The 23445-nt window shown below is 59.5% G+C and carries 20 protein-coding genes and 2 pseudogenes; 8 read left to right on the forward strand and 14 right to left on the reverse strand.

The window, feature by feature from the left end:
- Position 1: 1 nt before the first annotated feature.
- The 3 genes from P9292_RS32455 to P9292_RS32465 form a co-directional block, all read right to left on the reverse strand.
- Positions 2 to 1429, reverse strand: a complete 1428-nt coding sequence (locus tag P9292_RS32455; protein WP_309963033.1) for a 3-oxoacyl-ACP reductase — start codon at positions 1427 to 1429, stop codon at positions 2 to 4.
- 41 nt (positions 1430 to 1470) lie between these two features.
- Positions 1471 to 3975, reverse strand: a complete 2505-nt coding sequence (locus tag P9292_RS32460; protein WP_309963036.1) for an acyl-CoA dehydrogenase — start codon at positions 3973 to 3975, stop codon at positions 1471 to 1473.
- A 101-nt stretch (positions 3976 to 4076) separates the two neighbouring features.
- On the reverse strand, positions 4077 to 5297 hold the full coding sequence (locus P9292_RS32465; RefSeq protein WP_309963039.1) for an MFS transporter: 1221 nt from the start codon (positions 5295 to 5297) through the stop codon (positions 4077 to 4079).
- A gap of 1176 nt (positions 5298 to 6473) precedes the next feature.
- Here P9292_RS32465 and P9292_RS32470 point away from each other — a divergent pair.
- Positions 6474 to 6893 (forward strand): annotated as a pseudogene (locus tag P9292_RS32470) (amidase family protein); the annotation flags it as partial.
- Positions 6894 to 7114: 221 nt separating this feature from the next.
- Here P9292_RS32470 and P9292_RS32475 read toward each other — a convergent pair.
- From P9292_RS32475 to P9292_RS32480, 3 genes are all read right to left on the reverse strand, one after another.
- Positions 7115 to 7336, reverse strand: coding sequence for a hypothetical protein (locus P9292_RS32475; RefSeq protein ID WP_309963043.1), 222 nt, complete (start codon positions 7334 to 7336; stop codon positions 7115 to 7117).
- A 282-nt stretch (positions 7337 to 7618) separates the two neighbouring features.
- On the reverse strand, positions 7619 to 7747 hold the full coding sequence (locus P9292_RS43300) for a transposase domain-containing protein (RefSeq protein WP_409015241.1): 129 nt from the start codon (positions 7745 to 7747) through the stop codon (positions 7619 to 7621).
- On the reverse strand, positions 7717 to 8418 hold the full coding sequence (locus P9292_RS32480) for an IS66 family transposase (protein ID WP_309964252.1): 702 nt from the start codon (positions 8416 to 8418) through the stop codon (positions 7717 to 7719). Before P9292_RS32480 ends, P9292_RS43300 begins: the two co-directional genes overlap by 31 nt.
- A gap of 104 nt (positions 8419 to 8522) precedes the next feature.
- Between P9292_RS32480 and tnpA (P9292_RS43305) the strand changes: the two are divergent.
- The 4 genes and pseudogenes from tnpA (P9292_RS43305) to P9292_RS32495 all read left to right on the forward strand — a co-directional run.
- Positions 8523 to 8738 (forward strand): annotated as a pseudogene (gene tnpA, locus P9292_RS43305) (IS66 family insertion sequence element accessory protein TnpA); the annotation flags it as partial.
- Between the two features lie 122 nt (positions 8739 to 8860).
- Entirely contained in the window at positions 8861 to 9208 is a 348-nt protein-coding gene (gene tnpB, locus P9292_RS32485; RefSeq protein ID WP_309963045.1) for an IS66 family insertion sequence element accessory protein TnpB, read from the forward strand.
- A 50-nt stretch (positions 9209 to 9258) separates the two neighbouring features.
- Positions 9259 to 10782: an IS66 family transposase gene (gene tnpC / locus P9292_RS32490; protein ID WP_309963048.1), complete on the forward strand. Its 1524-nt coding sequence runs from the start codon at positions 9259 to 9261 to the stop codon at positions 10780 to 10782.
- Between the two features lie 14 nt (positions 10783 to 10796).
- Entirely contained in the window at positions 10797 to 10958 is a 162-nt protein-coding gene (locus tag P9292_RS32495) for a hypothetical protein (protein ID WP_309963049.1), read from the forward strand.
- A gap of 302 nt (positions 10959 to 11260) precedes the next feature.
- Here the strand turns inward: P9292_RS32495 and P9292_RS32500 are convergent, their stop codons facing one another.
- From P9292_RS32500 to tnpA (P9292_RS43310), 3 genes are all read right to left on the reverse strand, one after another.
- On the reverse strand, positions 11261 to 12109 hold the full coding sequence (locus P9292_RS32500; RefSeq protein ID WP_309963050.1) for a transposase: 849 nt from the start codon (positions 12107 to 12109) through the stop codon (positions 11261 to 11263).
- 63 nt (positions 12110 to 12172) lie between these two features.
- Positions 12173 to 12520, reverse strand: coding sequence for an IS66 family insertion sequence element accessory protein TnpB (gene tnpB, locus P9292_RS32505; RefSeq protein ID WP_309963052.1), 348 nt, complete (start codon positions 12518 to 12520; stop codon positions 12173 to 12175).
- A gap of 196 nt (positions 12521 to 12716) precedes the next feature.
- Positions 12717 to 12974 carry an IS66 family insertion sequence element accessory protein TnpA gene (gene tnpA, locus P9292_RS43310; protein ID WP_409015244.1) on the reverse strand — a complete coding sequence of 86 codons (258 nt, stop codon included), beginning with the start codon at positions 12972 to 12974 and terminating at the stop codon, positions 12717 to 12719.
- Between the two features lie 118 nt (positions 12975 to 13092).
- Here tnpA (P9292_RS43310) and istB point away from each other — a divergent pair, with 118 nt between their 5' ends.
- A complete protein-coding gene (istB, locus tag P9292_RS32510; protein WP_409015433.1) occupies positions 13093 to 13791 on the forward strand; it encodes an IS21-like element helper ATPase IstB in 699 nt (232 codons plus the stop codon).
- A 380-nt stretch (positions 13792 to 14171) separates the two neighbouring features.
- Here istB and prpF read toward each other — a convergent pair whose 3' ends face one another.
- From prpF to prpB, 4 genes are all read right to left on the reverse strand, one after another.
- Positions 14172 to 15362 (reverse strand): 2-methylaconitate cis-trans isomerase PrpF, encoded by a 1191-nt coding sequence (gene prpF / locus P9292_RS32515; protein WP_309963054.1) that lies wholly within the window; start codon positions 15360 to 15362, stop codon positions 14172 to 14174.
- Between the two features lie 66 nt (positions 15363 to 15428).
- Positions 15429 to 18026 (reverse strand): Fe/S-dependent 2-methylisocitrate dehydratase AcnD, encoded by a 2598-nt coding sequence (gene acnD / locus P9292_RS32520; RefSeq protein ID WP_309963056.1) that lies wholly within the window; start codon positions 18024 to 18026, stop codon positions 15429 to 15431.
- Positions 18027 to 18274: 248 nt separating this feature from the next.
- Positions 18275 to 19441, reverse strand: a complete 1167-nt coding sequence (gene prpC, locus P9292_RS32525) for a 2-methylcitrate synthase (RefSeq protein WP_309963058.1) — start codon at positions 19439 to 19441, stop codon at positions 18275 to 18277.
- 18 nt (positions 19442 to 19459) lie between these two features.
- Positions 19460 to 20356 (reverse strand): methylisocitrate lyase, encoded by an 897-nt coding sequence (gene prpB / locus P9292_RS32530; protein ID WP_309963060.1) that lies wholly within the window; start codon positions 20354 to 20356, stop codon positions 19460 to 19462.
- A gap of 204 nt (positions 20357 to 20560) precedes the next feature.
- On the opposite strand from prpB, the gene P9292_RS32535 reads away from it, so the two are divergent.
- Positions 20561 to 21541 carry an NADPH:quinone oxidoreductase family protein gene (locus tag P9292_RS32535; RefSeq protein ID WP_309963062.1) on the forward strand — a complete coding sequence of 327 codons (981 nt, stop codon included), beginning with the start codon at positions 20561 to 20563 and terminating at the stop codon, positions 21539 to 21541.
- 80 nt (positions 21542 to 21621) lie between these two features.
- On the opposite strand, the gene P9292_RS32540 is transcribed toward P9292_RS32535, so the two are convergent.
- Positions 21622 to 22287 (reverse strand): SDR family NAD(P)-dependent oxidoreductase, encoded by a 666-nt coding sequence (locus tag P9292_RS32540; RefSeq protein WP_309963064.1) that lies wholly within the window; start codon positions 22285 to 22287, stop codon positions 21622 to 21624.
- 142 nt (positions 22288 to 22429) lie between these two features.
- On the opposite strand from P9292_RS32540, the gene P9292_RS32545 reads away from it, so the two are divergent.
- The gene (locus P9292_RS32545; RefSeq protein WP_309963067.1) at positions 22430 to 23374 is read left to right on the forward strand and encodes a LysR family transcriptional regulator; all 945 of its coding nucleotides are present in this window, start codon (positions 22430 to 22432) and stop codon (positions 23372 to 23374) included.
- Positions 23375 to 23445 lie beyond the last annotated feature (71 nt).

The following is a 23445-nucleotide window of genomic DNA, read 5'->3' on the forward strand; positions in this document are numbered from 1 at the left end:
GTCAGGCTCCGACGAGGCTCTGGCCGCAGACGCGCACCACCTGGCCGGTCACGCCCGCGCTGCCGGGACTCGCGAGCCATGCCACGGTTTCGGCGACATCGACCGGCAAGCCGCCCTGGCCCATCGAGTTGAGCCTTCGTCCGGCCTCGCGCACGCCGAATGGCATGCGCGCGGTCATTTGCGTTTCGATGAAGCCCGGCGCCACCGCGTTGATGGTAATGCCGCGTGCCCGCAGTATCGGCGCCATGCTCTGCACGCGCCCGATCACGCCGGCTTTCGAGGTGGCGTAATTGGTCTGGCCGCGATTGCCCGCAATGCCGCTGATCGACGACACCGCGACGATGCGCCCGCCCGCGCCGATCACGTTCTGCGCGAGCAGGGCTTCGTCCATGCGTTCCTGCGCGAGCAGATTGATGTCGATCACGCTGTCCCACATCTCTGCGCTCATGCGCGCGATGGTCTTGTCGCGCGTGATGCCCGCGTTATGCACGACGATATCGATGCCGCCCGACGCCGCAAGCGCGGCCGCGAGTTCGGCGGGCGCTTCTGGCGATGCGATATCGGCATAGAGCGCGGTATGCGCGCCGTTAGAAGGCGACGCGTCTTCTATGCCGAGCATGGTCTGATCGAGCGCGTCGCGCGCGGCGGCCACGTCGAGCCCGGTGACGATGGCGCCGTGCGCCGCGAGCACCGCCGCAATCGATGCTCCGATGCCGCGCGCCGCGCCCGTCACGAGCGCGCGCTTTCCGGCGAGCGGCGCGGCCCAGTTCGCGGGCGAGGGCGCCGCGCCTTCGAGATGCACGACTTGCCCCGACACATACGCCGAACGCGGCGACAAAAAGAAGCGCAGCGTGCCTTCGATGGAAGCCTGCGGACTCACGCGCAGCAGATTCGCCGTGCTGCCGTTGCGCGCTTCCTTGCCGAGCGAGCGCGTGAGACCTTCGAGCGCGCGCTGCGCGGTCGCCGCACGCGGATCGCTCAAAGCGCCGGGCGGGCGGCCGAGCACGACGATTCGGCCGCTTCTGGCAAGCGAGCGCAGCGCGTCGTGGAAGAAGGCGTAGAGCGCATGCAGCTCGCTGCTTTCGACAATGCCGGTGGCATCGAAGATCAGCGCTTGGACGCGGTTGGCGGGGCTGGAATCGGTGGCGCGCGCCTCGAAACGCCCGCTCATCGCGCCATGACGGCTTGCCACGGCGAGCCATCCGGACGCGCTGTCATGCGCGATGCCCGTCATGCCGATGCCGGACAACACCGCGAGGAGGTCGTCGAACAGTGCCGGGGACGGTCCCGCGCCGATGGCCGCCATACCGCCGAACTCGGCTTCGCCTGCGCGCAGGCGGCGCAACACTTCGGGGCGCGGCAGCCCGAGCGAGCGGGCGATGCTCGTGCCGAAGGGCGAATTGACGAAGTCGAGGTAGCGGTCTTTCATCGATTGGCGAGCGGTCGTCGGCAGCGTGGTGTGCTTCGAAATCAGGCGACCGTTTCGGGCATTTGTTGCTCGATCTCGGCGCTGCGCTTTTGCAATGCTTCGAGGATACCGAAGTCTGCGGAAAAATCATCGACTTTCACGGCTTCGCGCGCGAGCGATGCCCATTCTTCGAGCAGAGCCGCCTCGCTCGCATCGATCAATCCGAGCGCGGTCGCTTGCCGCGCCCAGGCTTCGATCTCGTCCGGGCTTTGCGGCAAAGGAGCGGTCTTGCCGGATTTCACGGCATCGCGCAGGCGCGCTTCGAGTGCGACGACGGCGGGCGTGAGCGCGAGCAATTTCTCGCCGACCGCGATCGGATCGTCCTCGAGCGCGGACACGTGCGAGCCTTCGACGAGGCGGCTGCGGGCATCGCCGGGCGTCTGCATCAGAAGCGCGACGTCGTTGCCGAGCGCGTCCGTGCTGGGTGTGTGCGGCAGGCCGAACGGGAACGCGAAGACGCGCAAGAAGGCCGCGGCGGCACGGTTCGGATAGTTGGCGAGCAAGCCGTCGAAGGCGAGCCGCGCCTGATACAGCGCGTCCTCCACGCCCCAGCGCACGAGCGGCAGGTCGCTTTCCGGGCGGCCGTCGTCCTCGAAGCGCTTGAGCGTCGCGGAGATCAGATATAGCTGCGCGAGGATGTCGCCCAGGCGCGCGGACAGGCGCTCGCGACGCTTGAGCTCGCCGCCGAGCGCGAGCATCGAGATATCGGCGAAGAGGGCGAACGCGCTCGACAGTCGTGTCGCGGCGCGATAGTACAGGACGAGGCGCGCGTCGGCCTGTGCGGGTTTGCGGATCGACACGCCGCCGCCGAGCGCGTAGACGAGGCTGCGGATCGCGTTGGACGCGAGAAAGCTCGCATGACCAAAGAAGGCCGCGTCGAAGTCGGTGAGTGCGCGTTTTGCGTCGGGCTCGCGCGTGGCCGCCATCTCCTTGAGCACATACGGATGACAGCGAATCGCGCCCTGTCCGAAGATGATCAGGCAGCGCGTCAAAATGTTCGCGCCTTCGACGGTGATCGAGATCGGCATCTGCTGATACGCGCGCGCCAGAAAATTCGACGGCCCCATGCAGATGCCCTTGCCCGCGACCACGTCCATGCCGTCGTTGATCACTTTGCGCGCGCGCTCGGTGATGTGATATTTCGCGATCGCCGAAATCACCGAGGGCTTTTCGCCGAGATCGACGGCCTGTGCCGACAGGCGGCGCGCCGCATCCATCACGTACAGATTGCCGCCCATGCGGCCGAGCGCTTCCTGAATGCCCTCGAAGCGTCCGATCGACGTCCGGAACTGGCGGCGCGCGGCGGCATAGGCGCCGGTGCCGCGCACGGCGAGTTTGGCCATGCCGACATTCGACGACGGCAGCGAGATCGCGCGGCCCGCCGCGAGACATTCCATCAGCATGCGCCAGCCGCGTCCGACCTGTTCGCGTCCGCCGATAACCCATTCCATCGGGATGAAAACGTCTGTTCCCCAGTTCGGGCCGTTCTGGAACACGGCGTTGAGCGGCCAGTGACGTCTGCCGATATGCACGCCGGGATGCGTCGTCGGAATGAGCGCGCAGGTGATGCCGGGCGCTTCGTTGCCGCCGAGCAGACGTTCGGGATCGAGCGCGCGAAAGGCAAGGCCGAGCACGGTGGCAATCGGTCCGAGCGTGATGTAGCGCTTGTTCCAGGTGACGCGAAAGCCGAGCGTCTCGCGGCCTTCGTGCATCGCGCGGCAGACGACGCCGACATCGGGAATCGCAGCGGCGTCGGAGCCGGCATACGGACTCGTCAGCGCGAAGCAGGGGATTTCATCGCCGCGCGCGAGGCGTGGCAAGTAGTAGTTCTTCTGTTCTTCGGTGCCGTAATGCAGCAGCAATTCGGCGGGTCCGAGCGAGTTGGGCACCATCACCGAGACCGCCGCCGCCGACGAATGCGTCGACAGCTTCATGATGACTTGCGAGTGCGCGTAAGCGGAGAACGCCTTTCCGCCGTACTGCTTCGGAATGATCATGCCGAGAAAGCCCTTCTCCTTGATAAAGGCCCAGGCTTGCGGCGACAGATCCTGCCAGATCGTCGTGGTGTCCCAGTCGTTGGCGATGTCACAGAGATGGGCGCATTCGTTGTCGATGAAGCTTTGTTCTTCCGGCGTGAGTCTTGGCGCGCCGTGAGCGAGGAGCGAGTCCCAGTGCGGGCGGCCGGAAAAGAGTTCGGCGTCCCACCAGACCGTGCCCGCTTCGATGGCGTCGCGTTCGGTGGCCGACATCTGCGGCAGGATCTTTTGAAATACGCCCAGCACCCGCCGGCTGATGAGCACGCGGCGCAACGGCTTGATGGAGAGGAGAAGCGCCGGAAGCACGAAGACGATGGCCAGCAGCGCGGTGACTATCGGCCCGACGATGCCGGTGAATGCGCCCGCCGCGACCCAGATCGTGAGCGCCGCGAGCCAGGCGACGGCGGGCGCTTGCACGAAGGTCAACGCGCCAGCGACAAGGAGGAAAGCGATGACGAAGAGGGCGAGCATCACGGGTCTCCGAAGCGGCGTTGGTTCGGAGGAGCAGCACGGGGCGTGCCGAATGCGTCGGCATCGCCCTCTAAAATAGCTTGTGGCGCCCGATGGTTCGCTTAAGTTTGCGCCGCCACTTCCTCCGCCGAGCGCGTCATATCGATACCCCTTCGCTCGCGGCTGAAGAAGATCAACGCGGCGATCACGACAGCGACGGTTCCCGCAACGATCGCCATTGCCGTGCCGTAGTCCTTGCCGTGGGCCTCGGCGATCGATGCCTGCATCGTCGCATTGACGGCCGCCAGCAGATTGCCGAGTTGATAAACGAGCCCCGGAAACGTCGCGCGAATCTCATCCGGCGAAATCTCGTTCAGATGCACTGGAATTACGCCCCACGCGCCCTGCACGGAAATCTGCATGAGGAACGCGCCGAGGGCGAGCATCACCGGGCCTGTCGAGAACGCCCATAGATACAGAACCGGCAACGCGATCAGCGCGGCGATGAAAATCGCCACGCGCCGTCCTATCTTCTCGGAAAGCGACCCGAAAAAGAGTCCGCCGACAATCGCGCCGATATTGAGCACGATGGTAATCAGCGAAACCGTGTGCGGGTCGAAATGATGCTGTTCGCGCAGGAAGGTCGGATACAGATCCTGCGTGCCATGCGAGAAAAAGTTGAACGCGGTCATCAGGACGATCGCGTAAAGCGAGAGCTTCCAGTTCTGCTTGAGCGTGGCGAGCAGACCCGGCCGCTTGCGCTTTTCGAGCGCGCGCCACGCGGGCGATTCCGGCACGTGCGCGCGCACATAGAGCACGAGCAGCGCGGGCGCGACGCCGACAAAGAACATCCCGCGCCAGCCGACGAACTGATAAAGCACGCCGAATACGATCGACGCGAGCAAGTAGCCGCTCGGATATCCCGCCTGCAGCAAGCCCGAGACGAAGCCGCGCGAGGAAGGCGGCACGGTTTCCATCGTCAGCGCGGAGCCGACGCCCCATTCGCCACCCATCGCGACGCCGAAGAGAAAGCGCAAGATCAGCAAAGTCGTGAGATTCGGCGATAAACCCGAGAGCAATTCGAGCAGCGAATAAATCGCGATGTTGATCATCAATGTCGGACGGCGGCCGAATTTATCCGCGAGCCGCCCGAAGATCAACGCGCCAAGCGGACGCGCCGCCAGCGTAAGCGTAATGGCAAAGGCCACCTTGGGAATGCCGGTATTAAATTCGGCGGCGATGTCCTTCAATATGAAGACCATCAGAAAGAAGTCGAATGCGTCGAGTGTCCAGCCCAGGTAAGCCGCAATCGTTACGTTTCGTTGTTCGCGCGTCCAACTCATTGCCGTGGTCTCCGTTCGATTAATTGATTGGCTTGCCTGGCGAGCGGCGAGGCCGGACAGGCAGGGCCGCAGGCACGCTGAGTGTACGCCCGTGTTTAATTAGCTGCAGGAGGTCAAGAAAGCGCGTGGCACGAATAAGCGCGATTAAATCGTGATCGTAAGCGCGAATGATTCGAATCGATTCGAATCAACAGAAGATCGAATAGACGACGTAAGAAAATTGAATAGGATTTGAAAAGAAAAGGCGCGGAAACAAAAAACCCCACGCGTCGATTCGTGGGGTCGTTTGCAAAACGCTGAAAGAGACCTTGGTGCCCAGGAGAGGCGCCGCACTTCATTTCTAACCTATTGAAAACACGAGGGTTTAAACTTTGGCGCGGGTGCGGACGTACTAAGTGATGTACTAACTTGCAACCGGGAATGAGATCATCTCGTCCGCGTTGAAATTTTGGGTGGCCGCAGTGGATAATATGGTGAAGTGTTGCATTCCGGCAACGATTCTCGCAGGGCGGGGCGCTACCGTCCGCGATATGCGCTGTAGCTATGAACCCACGGCGAGCATGTTATCTCGCCTCGACAGCACGGTGACGGCCGCGTCCGCTATCGCACGGGGAAGCGGTGAATAAGACCAGCCGTTGGTGCCACCGGACTGTTGACTTCTTGCAGATCGCTGACGACGTGATTCGGTGTCGATCTAAAGTTCCAGCATCGCACTAGTCGCGAGAATGGCGTCACCCGACGATTGCGTCGAGCACCTCATATGCAGCGGAAGAGGTATTGAACGGTTTTCGTCCGGCCTTGAACGTGTCGGATGCAGTGATGCCAATATGGTTGCGCATTGAACTGCGCGAGCGTTGCGGGAAATGATTGTGGGTCGTAGGAAGATCGCGAAGCCAAATTCGAGCTGATCTGTCGGTTTCGCCGCGCTCCCCACGTATTCATACGGCGTCGGGAGCCCCATTGTGTCGTTTTTCGGGAAGCGGTTCGCGACGAGTGCTGCCACTGCTGGCTCGACGATGCGGCGGACTTCCATCAGATCCGGCGCATTGGCGTTCAACTGGCTGTGCCAACCTAGGCCAGATGGGTTGAGTGTTCCGGGCACTCCTATTAAATGCGGGTCGTATCCAGAATCCGTCGCGCGATGGCTTTTCGTCCGGCGGTTGATCGTCCGGCTCTGCGGTGTTCGTCGCGTCCGGCGAAGTCGATATGGCACTCGGAGCTGACCAGGCGGGCTCGATTCGTCTGCCTGCGTCGTTCAGCGGCATTGTTGGTCTGAAGCAGACGTACGGCCTCGTCCCGTACACGGGCATTGCGCCGCTCGACGCGTCGTTTGACCATGTAGGGCCTATGACGTCAACAGTCTCCGACTCTGCGCTTCCGTTGAGCGTTATCGCTGGCCCGGATGTCAGCGACGCACGCCAGCACGGGGTCAAGTCTTCGGACTATGAGGCCGCTATGGCCTATGACATCAAAGGCCTGCGCATTAGGGTGCTCAAGGAAGGGTTTGAGGTCCCTGGCAGCGACCCGGCTGCGTATTTCGGCGAAGCCGAACAGAGATTTCGGTTGATGTCGAACAGGGTTTTCGCTGGAAGATGAACACGCGTTTCGGTTGAAGTCGAACAAGGACGCTGGTGCTCCGAACCGGTTGTTCGATTTGCCGAAACGCGTGTTCAGATTCCCGGAATGAGTGTTCGGCAAACCGAAACGGATCGTCGGCTTCATCATGGCGGTGCTGCGTATGGACCAATCTGCCGGCATTAAGGTAGCTCCCTTTGGGAGTGTATCCGTCAGCACATCCCGTGTTGACAGGACTTCAGTCAGATATCGAGGATTTTCCGTAAGAGACCGTACGAGACGCGCCAGTGTCCTTCGGAGTCTGTCACGGCGATCGACGCCGTTTTGGAGTTCAGCCTGACGACGGTGCCAACACGCTCGTTCAGATGCTTGTCGGTGAATCCGACCGTGTCGCCGATGAAGAACTCTTCGGGACGCGGGCGCGGTGGCGGCGCTTCCTTTTTGAATTGGGGCTGCGGTGGCATCAAGGATAATCGCCGCATACAACACTGCCCATCGGCGTCGAGTCACGTTGTCCTGTACGACCGCTTGCGTATGTCGCAGCTCGTTGATAGTGCCTTCCAAAGGCGGTCCCAACGGATTGTCACCGATGTATCTGACGGTCATCCCAATGTGCAGTCGTTGACGGACTTCGAGAATGCGTCGCGGATCATCTAGCATTTTACCGATGGTCAGATAGAGGCGATATAACTCAGCGCTAGGCGCCTGCCGAAGGGAGTCCAGGATGTCCATGAATGTCGGGGTAGTTAGCGGGCAAGCGGCAGCAGTTCGTGCACGCGATTGACGGGATACGACGGCAACTTCTCTAGTGTTTCCTTCAGCCATGCATACGGTTCGAAACCGTTTAAGCGAGCCGTCCCGAGCAATGAATACATGGTGGCCGTCGCACGAGCGCCTCGCGGTGAGCCCGCGAACGTCCAGTGACTCTTCCAAGCGCGATCGGCCGGATTTGCCGTTCCAACGCGTCGTTGTCGGGTAACAGAACACCGCTCTCTGTGTAGCGTATCAGCGCTTGCCAATGACGTAACGCGTAGCCGAACGCTTTGGCGAGCGGTGCCTGAGTCGGCAAACCGATGACGTTTCCTTCCAACCATTGCCGGAACTGCGCTAATACCGGCAAGGTCTCCGCTTGCCGCGCCGCATATTTGCGGTCAGGGGTCTGGTGGTTGATTCGCGACTCAATGGCGTATAGCTGGGCGATCCACTGCAGCGCCTGGGCCGCAAGTCCCGGCTTGCTTTGAGTCTTGGCGATTTCAAAGAACCGACGGCGGCAATGCGCCCAACAACCGACCGCGATGATGTCGCCGGTCTCATAAAGGGCCTCGTGCCCGCTGTATGCGTCGGCCTGCAAGTAGCCCTTGTAAGTTTTTAGGTAACCTTGCGGATGCGAGCCCGCGCGCGATTCAGCGAACTGGAACACGACCGCCGGAGGGTGATCGACCCAAACGTCGTTCTCCTCGCGTTGGCCCGCACCCAGATAGCCCCATAATCGGTAAGCGTCAGCGGATCCCGTCTTGAATCGCGACGTCCCGAATGTGAAGGTGATGCTTTCGTGAGACCGAGGGCAATGCGATGGAAGACGAGATCATTAAGGCTGCAACGGCGATGGGTACACGTCGCCCACGGCAAGGGGAAGCGTTCTGGGGCGAAATGGTTGCCACCTGGAAGGCGAGTGGTGTGGGCGCTCGGCGGTTTTGCCGAGAACAGGGTCTCGCGGTAAGCACCTTCAGCCTGTGGCGCAAGAAGCTCGCAAGCCCGGTTAGAGAGATTAAACAGCCACTCGCGGTTACTGCGGATGCGGCATTCATCGTTTCCAATGTGGATGGTGAACTGGCTCCCTCAAGGCCGCCTGTTGCAACGCAAGCGGCTGATGTGTCGCCCTCGCGTGACGGGGTGACGCTCTCGCTCGCTGGCGTTCGTGTCGAACTAAGCGGCGTACATGCCGAGCGCATCGTGCGCTTTGTGCTTGGCCAGCTTGGAGGTGGCCGGTGCTTATTGCCTCGGACGTTCGCGCTTACATCTGTCGCGACCCGGTCGATATGCGCAAGGCGATCGATGGGTTGTCTTATCTCGTCGAGCCGTTACTTGCTCAGAAGCCTGCATCGGGCAACCTGTTCGTCTTCGTGGCGCGCGACCGCTCCAAAGTGAAGATTCTTTATTGGGACCGGACCTGCTTCGCGCTTTGGTATAAGCGTCTCGAAAGAGGCCGTTTCCCGGCACCCTCGTTACTCGCCCAGCGCGGCTTCACGCTCGCCGAGCTCAACGCATGGCTCGAGGGCATCGAGATCCCGGCGCGAGAGCCGCACCGCACCGTGGCAGTCACGCGCGTGACGTGAGGTGCTCCAGCGCAGCGCCGAGCTTGTAAACGTGGCCTGAGTTAGGCATCATGGAACATATGCCACCCAACGCCGTCACTGTCGCGGATCTTCCCGTCGAGCCCGATGCACTGCAAGCGTTCGCGCTCGAACAGAACCGGCTTGCACGAGTGTTGTGGGAGCAGTTGGAAATCCTCCAGCATCAGATTGCACAGTTGAACCGTGCGCGCTTTGGCGTGAGCTCCGAGCGCCTGGCAGGCCAAGCCGAGCTGTTTGACGCCGCCACGGATATCCCGGCACCGCCAGCAGTCGACGCCGTTCCTGTAGAGAGTCACACCCGTAAAGGGCGTCCGGCGCTACCCAAGGACCTGCCACGTACACGCATCGAATACGATCTGAGCGACGAACAGAAGATGGCGTTCGATACGCTCGAACGCATTGGCGAAGAGCGTAGCGAGACACTGCATTACGAGCCGTCCAAGCTGACCGTCATTGAGCACATCCGCTTCAAATACGTGGCGAAGAAGGATGGCGAATCGACCATCGTGGCCGCAAGCGCTCAGCCGTCGCCGCTGCCCAAGAGCAATGCAAGCGCCAGCCTGCTTGCCAATGTCCTGGTCAATACCTATGTCGATCATCTGCCGTTGAATCGACAGGAAATGCGCTACGCGCGCCGGGGCGTGTACTTACCACGCGCCACGTTGTGCGAATGGAAGCTGGCATCTGCTGAGCTACTCTCGGTACTGCTGCCTAGCTTGCGCGCTCACCAGTTGAAGGCGCCGCGCATGCACGTGGACGACACGACGCTACCTCTGCTTGAGCGAGGGCACCCATCAACGCGCACAGCACGACTATGGGGTTATCTGGGCGCGGGCCAGCGCAACGAGAACGGTGTCTGGATCGACCATCCGCCGGCAGTCGTGTTCGAGTTCGCGGAGTCGCGTGCGGGAGCACATCCGCTGCTGTACCTAAACGGATACAAAGGGTATCTGCAGGCTGACGCGTATAGCGGCCATGGTGCGCTATACGAGCGAGGCGATATTATCGAGGTTGGATGTTGGGCGCATTGCCGTCGACGGTTCTTTGAAATTGCGAAGGATCAGAAGGAGCCGGGGCTCGCAGCGCAAGCCCTTCAGTGGATCGCCAAGCTATATGCGATTGAATCCCGGGTTAAAGACCAAGCTCCGGACATCAAACTTGCGGCACGACAAACTGAGGCGTTGCCCATGCTTGCGCAGTTTCGTCGATGGCTCGAGGCAAATAGCATCGGTTTGCTCCCACGAGCGCCGCTTGCCAAGGCATTTGGTTATGCGTTACGGCATTGGCAGGCGCTGATCCGGTACACGGAGAACGGCGTCCTATTGCCAGACAACAATGCTCTAGAACGCCAGATCAGGCCTATTGCCGTCGGAAGATCGAACTGGATGTTCGCGGGTTCTCCACGAGGCGCCCGGGCGGCCGCAACGATGTATTCCCTCATCGGGACGGCTCGCCTTAACGGAATCGAACCCTATTCGTGGCTCGAACGAACGCTTGAGAAACTGCCATCGTATCCCGTCAATCGCGTGCACGAACTGTTGCCGCTCGCCCGTTAAAACACCTCTACACCATGGACATTCTCGACTCGCTTCGGCAGGCGCCCAGCGCCGAGCTATATCGCCTCTATCTTGCTATCGGTAAAATGCTTGATGACCCCCGACGTATTCTCGAAATACGTCAACGCCTGCATCTGGGGATGGCCGTAAACTACATCGGCGACAACCCGCTCTGACCGCCTGCGCAAGGCACCATAGTTGAACTTCGCCAAACACAGGCCGTTGTTCAAGACAGCGCAACTCGACGCCGTTGGGGCGTGCTGTATGCAGCGATTATCCAGAAACTTCGAATGCTCAGCCTCACGTCGAACCGACACCACCGCCGAGAACGCAGCGTGAAGAATTCTTCATCGGTGACACGGTTGGCTTCACCGACAAGCACCTGAGCGAGCGCGTCGGCATCATCGTTCGACTAAATGCGAAGACCGCCTCGATTGCCGTCAATGATACTGATGGTCACTGGCGCGTTTCCTACTCTCTACTGCGAAAGATCGTCGACATTTAGCCGCGCAACCGCCCTAACGGGTTCCGCTGACGGATACCATAATCGAGCAGTGCGGGTGGTCTTGCGGCCCTTCTCAAGCAAAGGCAGCGTCGTGTCGTCGACGTGCATGCGCGGCGCCTGCAACTGGTGCGCACGCAGCGGTGGCAGAAGCGCAGCGAGCAATTCTGCTGCGGCCAGCTTCCATTCGCACAGCGTGGCCCGCGGCAGGTGAATATCACGGCGCGCATAGCGCATCTCTTGCCGATTCAACGGCAGATGATCGACGTAGTTGCTCACTAGGATGTTTGCGAGCAGACTCGCGCTCGCGTTACTCTTGGGCAGCGGCGAGGGCTGAGCGCTCGCCGTCACGATGGTCGACTCGCCATCCTTCTTCGCTGCATACTTGAAGCGGATATGTTCGATGACTGTGAGCCTTGACGGCTCGTAATGCAGCGTCTCGCTACGCTCTTCGCCGATGCGCTCAAGCGCGTCGAATGCGGCCTTCTGTTCGTCGCTCAGGTCATATTCGATGCGCGTGCGTGGTAAGTCCTTTGGCAGCGCAGGGCGTCCCCGGCGGGCGTGCCCTGTGACTTGAAACTTCGCTGGCTCGGGAGGAACGGGAATATCTATGGCGGCGTCAAACAGCTCGGCCTGACCGGCCAGGCGCTCAGAGCTCGCGCCGAAGCATGCGCGATTGAGTTGTGCAATCTGATGCTGAAGGCTCTCCAGTTGCTTCCACAACACGCACGCGAGCCGGTTCTGTTCGAGTGCAAAGGCTTGCAGAGCCTCCAGCTCTAGTGGCAGATCCTCGGCAGTGACGGCGGCGGGCAGCATGTCAAGCATGATGCCCAACTCGCGCGACGTTTACAAGCTTCGGTGAGCGCTGTGCGCGATTCAGGGCAGCGTTTAAGCCACGCGCGTCACCGCGACGGCGCGATGAGGCTCGCGCGCTGGAATCTCAATACCTTCGAGCCACGCATTGAGTTCCGCAAGCGTGAAGCCGCGTTGTGCGAGCGAGGCCGGTGATGGGAAATGTCCGTGTTCAAGTCGTTTGTACCAAAGCGCGAATCCGGTACGGTCCCAATAGAGGCACTTCACCTTCGTGCTGTCACGCCCGACGAACACGAACAAGTTGCCCGAAGCCGGCTTCTGCTCAAGCAGCGGTTCGACCAGATACGACAGAGTGTCGATCGACTTGCGCATGTCGACCGGCTCGCGGCAGATGTAGGCTCGAACATCAGCGGCGATCAGCACCGTGCACCGCCAAGCTGGCCAAGCACGAAGCGCACGATGCGCTCGGCATGCACGCCACTCATTTCGATGTGAACGCCGACGATCGATAACGTCACGCGATCACGCGTCGACGATGCTGGCGTATCGACTGACGCAGATGATGGTGTCGCTGCAGGCTCACCTTCGAGGCGAGCAATGACAAACGCGGCGTCGGCCGTCACGCCAGCGGACTCATTGCTGCCGTTTCGCCCGCAAACTTCTTGCGCCACAATCCGAAAGTGCTTACGGCAAGGCCTTGTTCGCGACAAAAACGTCGAGTGCCAACGCCGCTCATCTTCCATGCTGCAACCATCTCTCGCCAGAACGCTTCGCCCTGGCGAGGGCGTCGCGCGCGCGTTCGCGCAGCAGCTCGGCCCACCGCGTCGTCGTCCATCGCATCACTCCAACCATTACAATGGCCAAACCTTCGCATCATGCACGCGGACAATCAAGACGGGTTGCGCTGACGGATACTTGGGAGTTATCGACGATGCCGGCTCACCGGACGACCATGCGCAGAATCAAAGAAGTGCTCCGCCTGAAGTGGGCATGCAATCTCACGCACCGACAGGTACAGGGCGCGCTCGGTGTCGGCCTCGGGACGATCATTCGAAGAGCGCTTTGGCATCGTCGTCGATCGTGAACTGGCGTGGCGCGACACGCGACGGCTCGAACGCCTGATGAAGGCTGCAAGGTTGAAGAACCGGCAGGCATGCATCGAAGATATCGAATACCGGCAGAGCCGCGGACTTAATCAGCGCGTCGTCGCCACGCTCGCCGGCTGTGACTGGATTCGCAACGCCCAGAACATCATCCTCAGCGGGCCGACCGGCGCGGGCAAGACATGGATCGCCTGCGCGTTCGCGCAGCAAGCCTGCCGGCAAGGCTTCTCGGTACTGTATGTGCGTGTGGCCCGCCTGTTCGAGGAACTGAAGATCACGCACGGTGACGGCAGCTTCACCCGACGCCTCGCGCAGCTCGCAAAAATGGACGTTTTATTACTTGATGATTGGGGCCTGCAGGATCTCGATTCGGGCGCGCGCAACGATTTGCTCGAGGTGCTCGACGATCGCGTCAGCACACGCTCGACAATCATCACCAGCCAGTTGCCACTCGAACACTGGCATGCATGGCTACAGGATCCGACACTTGCCGACGCCATTCTCAATCGCCTCGTGCATCAGGCCCACAAGCTTCCGCCGAAGGGCGACTCGATGCGCCGAAAGAATAAGCCCGATGACCGCGTAGCCTGATCCCGAACACTCACGCTACAATCCATGCACCTCGCAGCACCGCCCGCCAGCTTGTTCGACTTCACCGAAACGAGCGTTCGCCTTCCGAAATCCGCAACCCGGCTGCAGTCGAGCGCGTGCGCGCGGCCGCCAAGGTGCTGATGAAGCTCGGTGCTACGCGTGTTGATGTGTCGGTGCCCCTGCATATGCACGGTTTCGACATCTGGTAGGTAGTCGCGGCGGCTAGGACAACGCAGCCACGAGAACTCTCGTTTCGAGCGAGTCGAAGACCGCTGGGCACAGCGTCGGACAGGCTCTGAATCGGTTCAGTTTTGCGAGGCTCATCTCTGCCACCAGGGAAGCAAGTTCCCCGGTGGCGACATTCGATGAAATGGGAAGCGCTAGTTTCCGTCGCTCGGAACGCGAATGTTACCCTCCATGAGGACGCGCGCGCTTCGGCTCATGATTGCCTTTTTGACCTGCCAATCACCGTTCGATTCGACCGCTTCGGCTCCGACACGCAAGGTGCCTGACGGATGTCCAAAGCGAACGGCGTGGCGTTCGCCGCCTCCAGCAGCGAGATTGACCAGGGTGCCCGGGATGGCCGCGGCAGTGCCGATAGCAACTGCGGCTGTTCCCATCATTGCATGGTGCAGCTTACCCATGGACATCGCACGGACCAACACGTCGACCTCTTCTGTACTAACTTTCTTTCCGCTTGAGGCGACATATTCGGCAGGGCGGGCAACAAACGCAATCTTGGGCGTGTGCTGACGCTTTGCGATTTCATCGAGGTTCTTAATAAGTCCCATGCGCAGCGCGCCGTACGCTCTAATCGTCTCAAACCGCTTGAGGGCTTCTTCGTCACCGTTGATAGCGTTCTGCAGTTCGGTGCCCGTATAGCCAATAGCGTCAGCATTGACGAAGATGGTGGGAATGCCGGCGTTAATCATGGTTGCTTTCAGCGTGCCGACACCCGGTACCTCGAGGTCGTCGACGAGGTTGCCAGTGGGGAACATTGACCCCTCTGCGCCTTCTTCGTCCGCGGCGGGGTCGAGGAATTCGAGCTGGACTTCGGCTGCGGGGAAGGTCACGCCATCCAATTCGAAATCGCCCGTCTCTTGCACCGACCCACTGGTCATTGGGACGTGAGCAATAATGGTTTTGCCAATGTTTGCCTGCCAAATCCTGACAACTGCAAGGCCGTTGTCAGGCACACGCTCGGGGTCGATTAGCCCGCCGCTAATCGCGAAGGGGCCAACCGCTGCCGACAGATTTCCGCAGTTGCCGCTCCAGTCCACGAAAGGCTTGTCAATTGACACCTGACCGAAGAGATAGTCGACGTCATGGTCAGGTCGCGTGCTTTTCGACACGATGACCGTCTTGCTGGTGCTTGACGTTGCGCCGCCCATTCCATCAATTTGCTTACCGTAAGGGTCAGGGCTTCCAATGACGCGCAGAAGCAGTGCGTCGCGGGCCGTGCCCGGAGCCCGAGCGGATTTCGGAAGGTCGTTGAGACGAAAGAAAACGCCTTTACTTGTGCCGCCCCGCATGTAGGTTGCAGCAATCTTGATTTGAGGTGCTTGTGCCATGCGATTTGATTTCCGTGGGTAGATTAGACGGCGCGCTTGGCGCCGCCTTTGCAATCGCCGTCGACGTTAGGCCGCAGCCTTCGACGACTCCAAAAAGTCCTGCGCAAAGCGTTGCAGCACCCCCCCGGCTTCGTAGATGGAGACCTCTTCGGCCGTCTCGAGGCGACAGGTCACAGGAACCTCAAGCTGTTCACCGTTCTTGCGATGGATGACCAAGGTCAAGTCTGCGCGAGGCCTACGGTCGCCGCGCACATCATACGTCTCGGTTCCATCGATACCCAGAGTGTTTCGATTGACGCCCGACTTGAATTCAAGCGGCAAAACGCCCATGCCAATGAGGTTGGTGCGATGGATGCGCTCGAATCCTTCAGCAACGATAGCCTCGACGCCAGCGAGACGCACACCTTTTGCCGCCCAGTCGCGCGAAGAGCCTTGGCCGTAGTCTGCGCCTGCAACGATGATGAGCGGTTGTTTTCGGTCCATATAGGTCTCGATTGCCTCCCACATGCGGGTCACCTTTCCTTCAGGTTCTACGCGGGTAAGCGAGCCCTTCTTTACCTGTCCGTCGACGACCGCCATTTCATTGATGAGCGTCGGATTGGCAAAGGTCGCCCGTTGAGCCGTGAGATGGTCGCCGCGATGGGTAGCGTACGAGTTGAAATCTTCCTCTGGCAGACCCATCTTGGCCAGATATTCGCCGGCGGCGCTATTCGCCAAGATAGCGTTGGACGGCGACAAGTGGTCGGTAGTGATGTTGTCACCGAGAACAGCTAGCGGTCGCATACCCTTAAGAGTCCGCTCACCGGCAAGTGCGCCCTCCCAATACGGGGGCCGGCGAATATACGTGCTCTGTTCCCGCCAGTCATAAAGGGGACTGATTGCATCGCCGCTCGCCGCTGTGACGGCGAACATCGGCTCATAGACCTTGCGGAAGTGCTCGGGCTTCACGCTCTTAGCGACAATCGCGTCGATTTCTTCATCGGTCGGCCAGATATCCCTAAGGTAGACCGGTTGACCATCCTTCCCGAGGCCGAGTGAGTTCCTCTCGATGTCGAAGTGAATCGTACCGGCAATCGCGTAGGCAACCACCAGCGGAGGCGATGCGAGAAACGCTTGCTTCGCGTACGGATGGATGCGGCCATCGAAGTTGCGGTTTCCAGAAAGGACCGCAGTCGTGTAAAGCTCGCGGTCGATGATTTCTTGCTGGATGACCGGGTCAAGCGCTCCGGACATGCCGTTACACGTCGTGCAGGCGAATGCAACGATGCCGAAGCCAAGCTTCTCGAGGTCGGTCAGGAGGTCTGCTTCCTCCAAATACAATTCGACTGCCTTGGAACCGGGGGCGAGGGATGATTTGACCCACGGTTTGCGCGTAAGGCCTTGCGCATTGGCGTTACGGGCAAGGAGTGCGGCTGCAATCACGTTGCGCGGATTGCTGGTGTTCGTGCAACTCGTGATGGCTGCGATGATTACTGCGCCGTCCGGCATCTTGCCCGGGGTCTCATCCCACTCGCCTGCAATTCCGCGTTCCACAAGTTGAGAGGTCGGAAGGCGCTTGTGCGGATTCGAGGGGCCAGCCATATTGCGCTCGACGCTCGACAAATCAAAATGGAGCACGCGCTCGTATTGCGCACCGCTCAGAGTATCTGCCCACAACCCGGCAGTCTTGGCATACGTCTCGACGAGGCGCACTTGTTCCTCTTCGCGACCGGTGAGACGGAGATACTCGATAGTCTGCTCGTCGATGTAGAACATCGCTGCCGTCGCACCATATTCCGGCGCCATGTTCGAAATGGTGGCACGGTCACCAAGAGTCAGGCTTGATGCACCTTCGCCATAAAACTCAAGGTAGGCACCGACGACTTTTTCCTTCCGAAGGAACTCAGTAAGAGCGAGCACAATATCCGTCGCGGTGATGCCGGGCTGGCGCTTGCCGGTAAGCTCGACACCGACGATGTCCGGTAGGCGCATCCAAGACGCACGACCAAGCATCACATTTTCTGCTTCCAACCCACCAACGCCGATTGCGATGACGCCTAGCGCATCAACGTGCGGTGTGTGGCTGTCGGTTCCGACAAGCGTGTCTGGATAAGCTACGCCGTCGTTGGAATGGATGACGGGCGACATCCGTTCCAGGTTGATTTGATGCATGATGCCGTTGCCCGGCGGAATTACATCGACGTTTTTGAACGCCCTCTTGGTCCAATTGATGAAGTCGAAACGGTCTTCGTTTCGTCGGTCTTCAATTGCGCGATTCTTCTTGAACGCATCAGGGTCGTAACCGCCGCATTCAACAGCGAGCGAGTGGTCCACGATGAGTTGGACCGGGACGACCGGGTTCACCTTCGCAGGGTCACCACCTTGGTCGGCGATGGCGTCTCGTAGGCCAGCGAGGTCAACGAGGGCTGTTTGACCCAGGATGTCATGACACACGACGCGTGCAGGGAACCAGGGGAAATCCCTTTCTCTTTTTCTCTCAATCAACTGGAGCAGCGAAATCTCCAGAATAGAGGGGTCGCAACGGCGAACCAAATTCTCCGCAAGCACTCGGGAGGTATACGGCAGCGTGTCATACGCGCCGGGTTTGATAGCGTCAACGGCCGCGCGCGCATCGAAGAAGTCGCAAGTTTTGCCGGAGAGGGGTTTTCGGTATGCAGTATTCATGGCCGTATCTCGCTTATCGCATGGTCTATGAGAAATCGCCATGCTCAAAGGTATTGTGGGGAGACCCCTACGGTTAATCACCACGGCAAGTCTATTGCGACGCGTCGACGTCTCGCACAGGGCGAGCTGGAATTGATGCAACGTGCCGCAAAAAACCCTGCCATATATCAAAAAGGCCCTACCGCCGGGTGAGCAGTGGGGCCGAATCTCCACGTGCTCTCAGGACGTGAAGGGACGACGTTGCTCTGTTATTTGCGGTCGGCAATCGGAATGAACGTGAGATTATCCGGTCCCGTGTAATTGGCACTTGGTCGAATAATCTTGTTGTCGATGCGCTGCTCGATGATGTGAGCGCTCCAACCCGACGTACGCGAGATGACGAAGAGCGGCGTGAACATCGCGGTCGGCACGCCCATCATGTGATACGACACGGCGCTGAACCAGTCGAGATTGGGGAACATCTTCTTCGATTCCCACATCACCGACTCGAGTCGGTGGGCGATGCTGAAGAGCTTCGTGTCTCCCGCTTCCTTGGACAGTTTGCCCGCGACTTCCTTGATGACCTTGTTACGCGGGTCCGAGATGGTGTACACCGGGTGGCCGAAGCCAATCACGACTTCCTTATTCTCAACGCGGCGTTTGATGTCGGCTTCTGCCTCGTCTGCGTTTTCATAGCGACTCTGAATTTCGAACGCAGCTTCGTTGGCACCGCCGTGCTTCGGGCCACGCAGAGCGCCGATAGCACCGGTGATAGCCGAGTACATGTCGGCACCCGTGCCGGCGATTACACGCGCCGTGAAAGTCGACGCATTGAACTCGTGTTCGGCGTATAAGTTAAGCGAAATGTGCATCGCGTCGACCCACGACTTCGACGGTTCCTTGCCATGCAACAGATGCAGAAAATGTCCGCCGATGGAGTCGTCATCGGTCTCGACTTCGATGCGCTTTCCGTTGTGCGAATAGTGGTACCAATACAGCAGCATCGAGCCCAGTGACGCCATCAAACGGTCAGCGATGTCCTTTGAGCCAGCAATATTGTGGCCGTCCTTCTCGGGAAGAACTGTGCCGAGCACTGACACGCCGGTGCGCAGGACATCCATCGGATGCGCCGACGCCGGCACCCATTCGAGTGCTGCTCGAACATTCGCGGGCAGCCCGCGCAGCGACTTGAGCTTCGTCTTATAGGCTTTTAGCTCCGCGATGTTCGGTAGTTTGCCGTGCACGAGGAGATAGGCAACCTCTTCGAATTCGCTTGTCGTCGCGATGTCGAGGATGTCGTAGCCGCGATAGTGCAAATCGTTTCCGGTGCGCCCAACCGTACAAAGCGCAGTGTTTCCCGCCGTGACGCCGGAGAGGGCGACGGACTTCTTCGGCTTGAAGCCGCCCGCTGCAGTGCTACTTTGAGCCTCGCTCATGTTTGTCTCCTAATGCTTTTATTTGTTCGCTGCGAAGAGCTCGTCAAGCTTGTCTTCGTAGGCGTGGTAACCGAGATACTTGTACAGGTCAGCGCGAGTCTGCATCGTTTCCACCGCCGCCTTTTGTGTGCCGTCCCGCTTGAGCGTCTCGTAGAAGTTGAGTGCGGCGGCATTCATTGCGCGGTATGCGCCGCAGCAGTAGAGAGCGATGTCGACGTTCGCGGTCTTCAACTCATCAACTGTGAAGAACGGAGTAGAGCCGAACTCGGTCAAGTTGGCGAGAATTGGAACACGCACCGCTTCCTTGAAACGACGGTAGTCGTCAAGCGTCTTCATCGCTTCCGGGAAAATCATGTCTGCACCGGCTTCGACGTACGCGACAGCTCGTTCGATGGCTGCGTCAATGCCTTCAGATGCTGCGGCATCTGTGCGCGCCATGATGACAAATGAATCGTCTGTGCGGGCGTCGACGGCAGCCTTTACCCGGTCGACCATCTCAGCACTAGACACCAATTCTTTGCCGGGGCGATGACCGCAGCGCTTTTGACCAACCTGGTCTTCGATATGTACTGCAGCAACGCCAGCTTTGATAAATGAGCGAATGGTGCGAGCAATGTTGAATGCACCGCCCCAGCCGGTGTCGATGTCGACCATGAGCGGAAGGCACGACGCATCGGTAATGCGACGCGCATCAATCAAGACATCTTCCATTGTGCTGATGCCGAGGTCCGGCATGCCGAGAGAGTTCGCCGAAACGCCACCGCCCGAGAGGTAGAGCGCTTTAAAGCCGACCGCTTCGGCCATCTTCGCGGCATAAGCGGTGATTGCGCCGACGACTTGCAAAGGGGATTCTTCTCGGACAGCATCGCGGAAACGTAAGCCCGCCGATTGTCCGGATTGGTTGTGTGAAGTCATATTCGCCTCCAAAAGACACTCTGCACTTTGCAATATCACGACCGGGGAGGACCATCCTCTCTACGCACACCCGTTCATGCGTTTGCGCCCAACCAGAATGTCGCAATCAGCTACTCTTACGGAACGATGTGGCGGTCTCACAATGTTGAGGTGCCGCCTTCAGCATAAGAATGTGCTCATCCCATGACCATTAGGAGGCGTTCGATGCGCCGAGCAGTTGTTAAAGAACTTGTTGACTCACCAATCCTCACTCTTGATGTCGGCGAAAGGCCGGTACCGGCTAGAGGCGAAGTGCTTCTCCGAGTGGTAGCCACGGCACTTGGGTTTGTGGACGGGCTCATCGTTCAGGGAAAGTATCAGATGAAGCCTGAACTGCCATACGTTCCCGGGGGTGAGATTGTCGGTGTCGTTGAGGACGTGGGTGACGGCGTGGACGGACAATGGGTGGGTCGTAAGGTAGCCGTTTGGCAGTTTGGCGGTGGCCTCGCCGAGTACGCGGTCGCGAAGGCAGATGACTTGATAACCTTGCCTGACGGTGTCGACGAAAACGTCGCCGCTAGTGCTCTCGTAGACTATTTGACTGCCCACTACGCGTTGGGCAATCGGGGGTCGTTGCGCTCGGGGGAGACAGTACTGGTGCTGGGGGCTGCGGGTGGGGTTGGTCAGGCCGCGGTGCAACTTGCTGTTTCAAACGGCGCTCGGGTATTGGCTGCTGTCTCGTCGCATAGCAAGGCAGCGAAGGTCCGTGCGCTCGGTGCCTCAAAGACACTTGTTCTCGCATCCAGCGGGCCGGCGTTACGGGACCAGCTTCGCGCACTAGCGGCAGATGGAGCGATTGACATCGTCGTCGACCCAGTCGGGGGAGCCGACTCCGAGTCGTCGTTTCGCTCTCTTGCCAAAGGCGGCCGACATTTGGTTATCGGGTTTGCATCGGGAACCATACCCAAGTTGCCGACGAATCTCGCATTGCTTAAATCAGCGAGCCTTGTCGGTGTCGATGTTCGTCATTTTGTGGGTGCGCATCAATCGGAAGCGCTCGCCGCAGCTAGGGAATTGTTTCAGCGATTTGCAGATGGAGCATTGCAACCCGTTGCGTACCTTCAGCACTCCCTCGACAAGTCGCAGGAAGCGTTCAATGTGCTTGCCGACCGCAACCGGCAGGGAAAGGTATTGGTCAGACCGTAAGCGCATGGTTTAGCTGCGGCCAAACATCCTGTTGACCCGTCTTGCATGCCCCGCGTGCGCGAGGCATGCTTTTACGGCTGTTAGACCACGACCGATTCCCACTCCCATGCGCTCGAATCGCTCTGGTTGTGCAGGGACCAGAATTTCTCGGCGATTTCCTTCGACTTGTCAGAGTACGCACTGACCAGCGTAGATACCGTTACGGTCGCGAGGTGGATGTTCTGGGCGCGGAGCGGCTCAAACAACGCTTTGGTAGCAGCCCGAATCCCTGCCTTTGCAACGCTGATGTTAATGAAGTCAGCGTTAGGCTCGACCCCGAAACCACCGCCCGTCAGGAGAATCGAACCGCCGCGTTTCCCGAAAGCGTCCTCTGCCGCCTTGACGGCAACAAGGGCACTCGTGAGGTTGACCGTCATTTCGTTGCTGAGGCTTTCGACCGTAATCGAGTCGACGGGCGCCGCTTGCAGCGAGCCATTGGCATCATAGTGAAGCACTCCGGCGTTGTAATGCACAACTTTGAGGTCATCGCGGTACTTCTGAATCAGCTTCTCGACCGCTGCTGAGTTGCTTGCGTCGACCTCCTCAAACACAACTTTCGCGCCGGTTTCGCGCAATGAGCCGATTGCTTCATTAAGACGCTTTCCCGACCGCGCAGCTGATACGACTTTGTAACCTTGTGCTGCAAACTTCTGAGCGCTTGCGAGTCCAATTCCCGGACCGGCACCGATAATGAGGTAGGTGTTCATTTTCTGGTCCTGGCAGCTGCATATGTTGCGTTCGCCTTGCTGCAAACGTGTACCTAAAGTAGGGCTCGGTGGGCCTTAGGGGAATCAGCAAAGGCGTACACTCATTGTGAACATAAAGTTCACAATGACGCCAGGAGGCCATGTGAGCACCGTCGTGCCGCCAATCCCGCACCCCAGCTTGAGTGCTTTGATAGCCTTCGAAGCAGTTGCTCGCCATCGAAATTTTCGGCAAGCAGCAGCGGAACTAGGGGTCACACCAACCGCCGTCTCGCGCACAATCAAGACGCTCGAGACGCAGTTGAATGTGCGGCTGTTCAACCGCACAACTCGAAGCGTTGCGTTGACCGAGTCAGGAACCGAACTTCTTGAGTCGCTTGCCCCAGCGTTGGGGAGCATTTCGGAGACGATTCAGCACATTGGCGAGACCATCGATATCCCGAAGGGCGTCTTACGCATCAACACGTCATACGTCGCATACGAGTGTTTCATCCGACCAATCCAAGTGAGGTTCGTCGAACAATATCCAGACGTCACGTTCGACGTCTCGATGGACGACCGACTCATCGACATCGTGGGCTCCGGATTTGATGCTGGCATTCGGTTGGGTCATTCTGTTCAGCAAGACATGGTTGCGTTGCCCTTAGGCTTGGAACAAAGGACGATTGTCATAGCTTCACCTTCCTATCTCGAAAAGCACGGCACACCTCGAACCCCCAAAGAACTCTTCAGTCATCGCTGCATCCGTCAACGCTATGGCACAAGCCGACGGTTCTTCGAGTGGCGGTTTGGCCCACGTGAATCGTCCTTCTCGATGCAAGTCGCTGGCAATTTGGTGTTCAGCGAGATGCGCAGTGTCGTGGAGGCTGTTGAGGACGGTTTAGGACTCGGATACGTGTACCAACAATTCGCCGACAACGCCCTCAGAGACGGGCGCGTGGTCCCGGTTTTGGAGGAGCACTGCTCCCGGGGTGAGGCGTTTTATCTCTATTACCCGCATCGTTCCCGCATGCCAGCAAAGCTTCAAGTGTTTGTTCGAGCCATGCGGGACGCGCACGCGGTAGAACCCCACAACAAGGTTCGAGGGTGAAGATTTCTTACGATTCGCCAACGGAGAAGATTCGTCAACGGAGAAGGTTTTGACCACGACGGACACGAAGC

Source organism: Caballeronia sp. LZ001, from assembly GCF_031450875.1.
Taxonomy (GTDB): Bacteria; Pseudomonadota; Gammaproteobacteria; order Burkholderiales; family Burkholderiaceae; genus Caballeronia.

What these genes read in the sequence shown, in the direction of transcription:
- prpC (WP_309963058.1), bottom strand. Translation starts at nt 19,441, where the DNA reads ATGAGCGAGGCTCAAAGTAGCACTGCAGCGGGCGGCTTCAAGCCGAAG.
- P9292_RS32500 (WP_309963050.1), bottom strand. Translation starts at nt 12,109, where the DNA reads ATGCTTGACATGCTGCCCGCCGCCGTCACTGCCGAGGATCTGCCACTA.
- P9292_RS43300 (WP_409015241.1), bottom strand. Translation starts at nt 7,747, where the DNA reads ATGTATTCATTGCTCGGGACGGCTCGCTTAAACGGTTTCGAACCGTAT.
- acnD (WP_309963056.1), bottom strand. Translation starts at nt 18,026, where the DNA reads ATGAATACTGCATACCGAAAACCCCTCTCCGGCAAAACTTGCGACTTC.
- prpB (WP_309963060.1), bottom strand. Translation starts at nt 20,356, where the DNA reads ATGACTTCACACAACCAATCCGGACAATCGGCGGGCTTACGTTTCCGC.
- tnpC (WP_309963048.1), top strand. Translation starts at nt 9,259, where the DNA reads ATGGAACATATGCCACCCAACGCCGTCACTGTCGCGGATCTTCCCGTC.
- P9292_RS32535 (WP_309963062.1), top strand. Translation starts at nt 20,561, where the DNA reads ATGCGCCGAGCAGTTGTTAAAGAACTTGTTGACTCACCAATCCTCACT.
- prpF (WP_309963054.1), bottom strand. Translation starts at nt 15,362, where the DNA reads ATGGCACAAGCACCTCAAATCAAGATTGCTGCAACCTACATGCGGGGC.
- P9292_RS32540 (WP_309963064.1), bottom strand. Translation starts at nt 22,287, where the DNA reads ATGAACACCTACCTCATTATCGGTGCCGGTCCGGGAATTGGACTCGCA.
- P9292_RS32475 (WP_309963043.1), bottom strand. Translation starts at nt 7,336, where the DNA reads ATGCCACCGCAGCCCCAATTCAAAAAGGAAGCGCCGCCACCGCGCCCG.
- P9292_RS32455 (WP_309963033.1), bottom strand. Translation starts at nt 1,429, where the DNA reads ATGAAAGACCGCTACCTCGACTTCGTCAATTCGCCCTTCGGCACGAGC.
- P9292_RS32465 (WP_309963039.1), bottom strand. Translation starts at nt 5,297, where the DNA reads ATGAGTTGGACGCGCGAACAACGAAACGTAACGATTGCGGCTTACCTG.
- P9292_RS32460 (WP_309963036.1), bottom strand. Translation starts at nt 3,975, where the DNA reads ATGCTCGCCCTCTTCGTCATCGCTTTCCTCCTTGTCGCTGGCGCGTTG.
- P9292_RS32495 (WP_309963049.1), top strand. Translation starts at nt 10,797, where the DNA reads ATGGACATTCTCGACTCGCTTCGGCAGGCGCCCAGCGCCGAGCTATAT.
- tnpA (WP_409015244.1), bottom strand. Translation starts at nt 12,974, where the DNA reads ATGATGCGAAGGTTTGGCCATTGTAATGGTTGGAGTGATGCGATGGAC.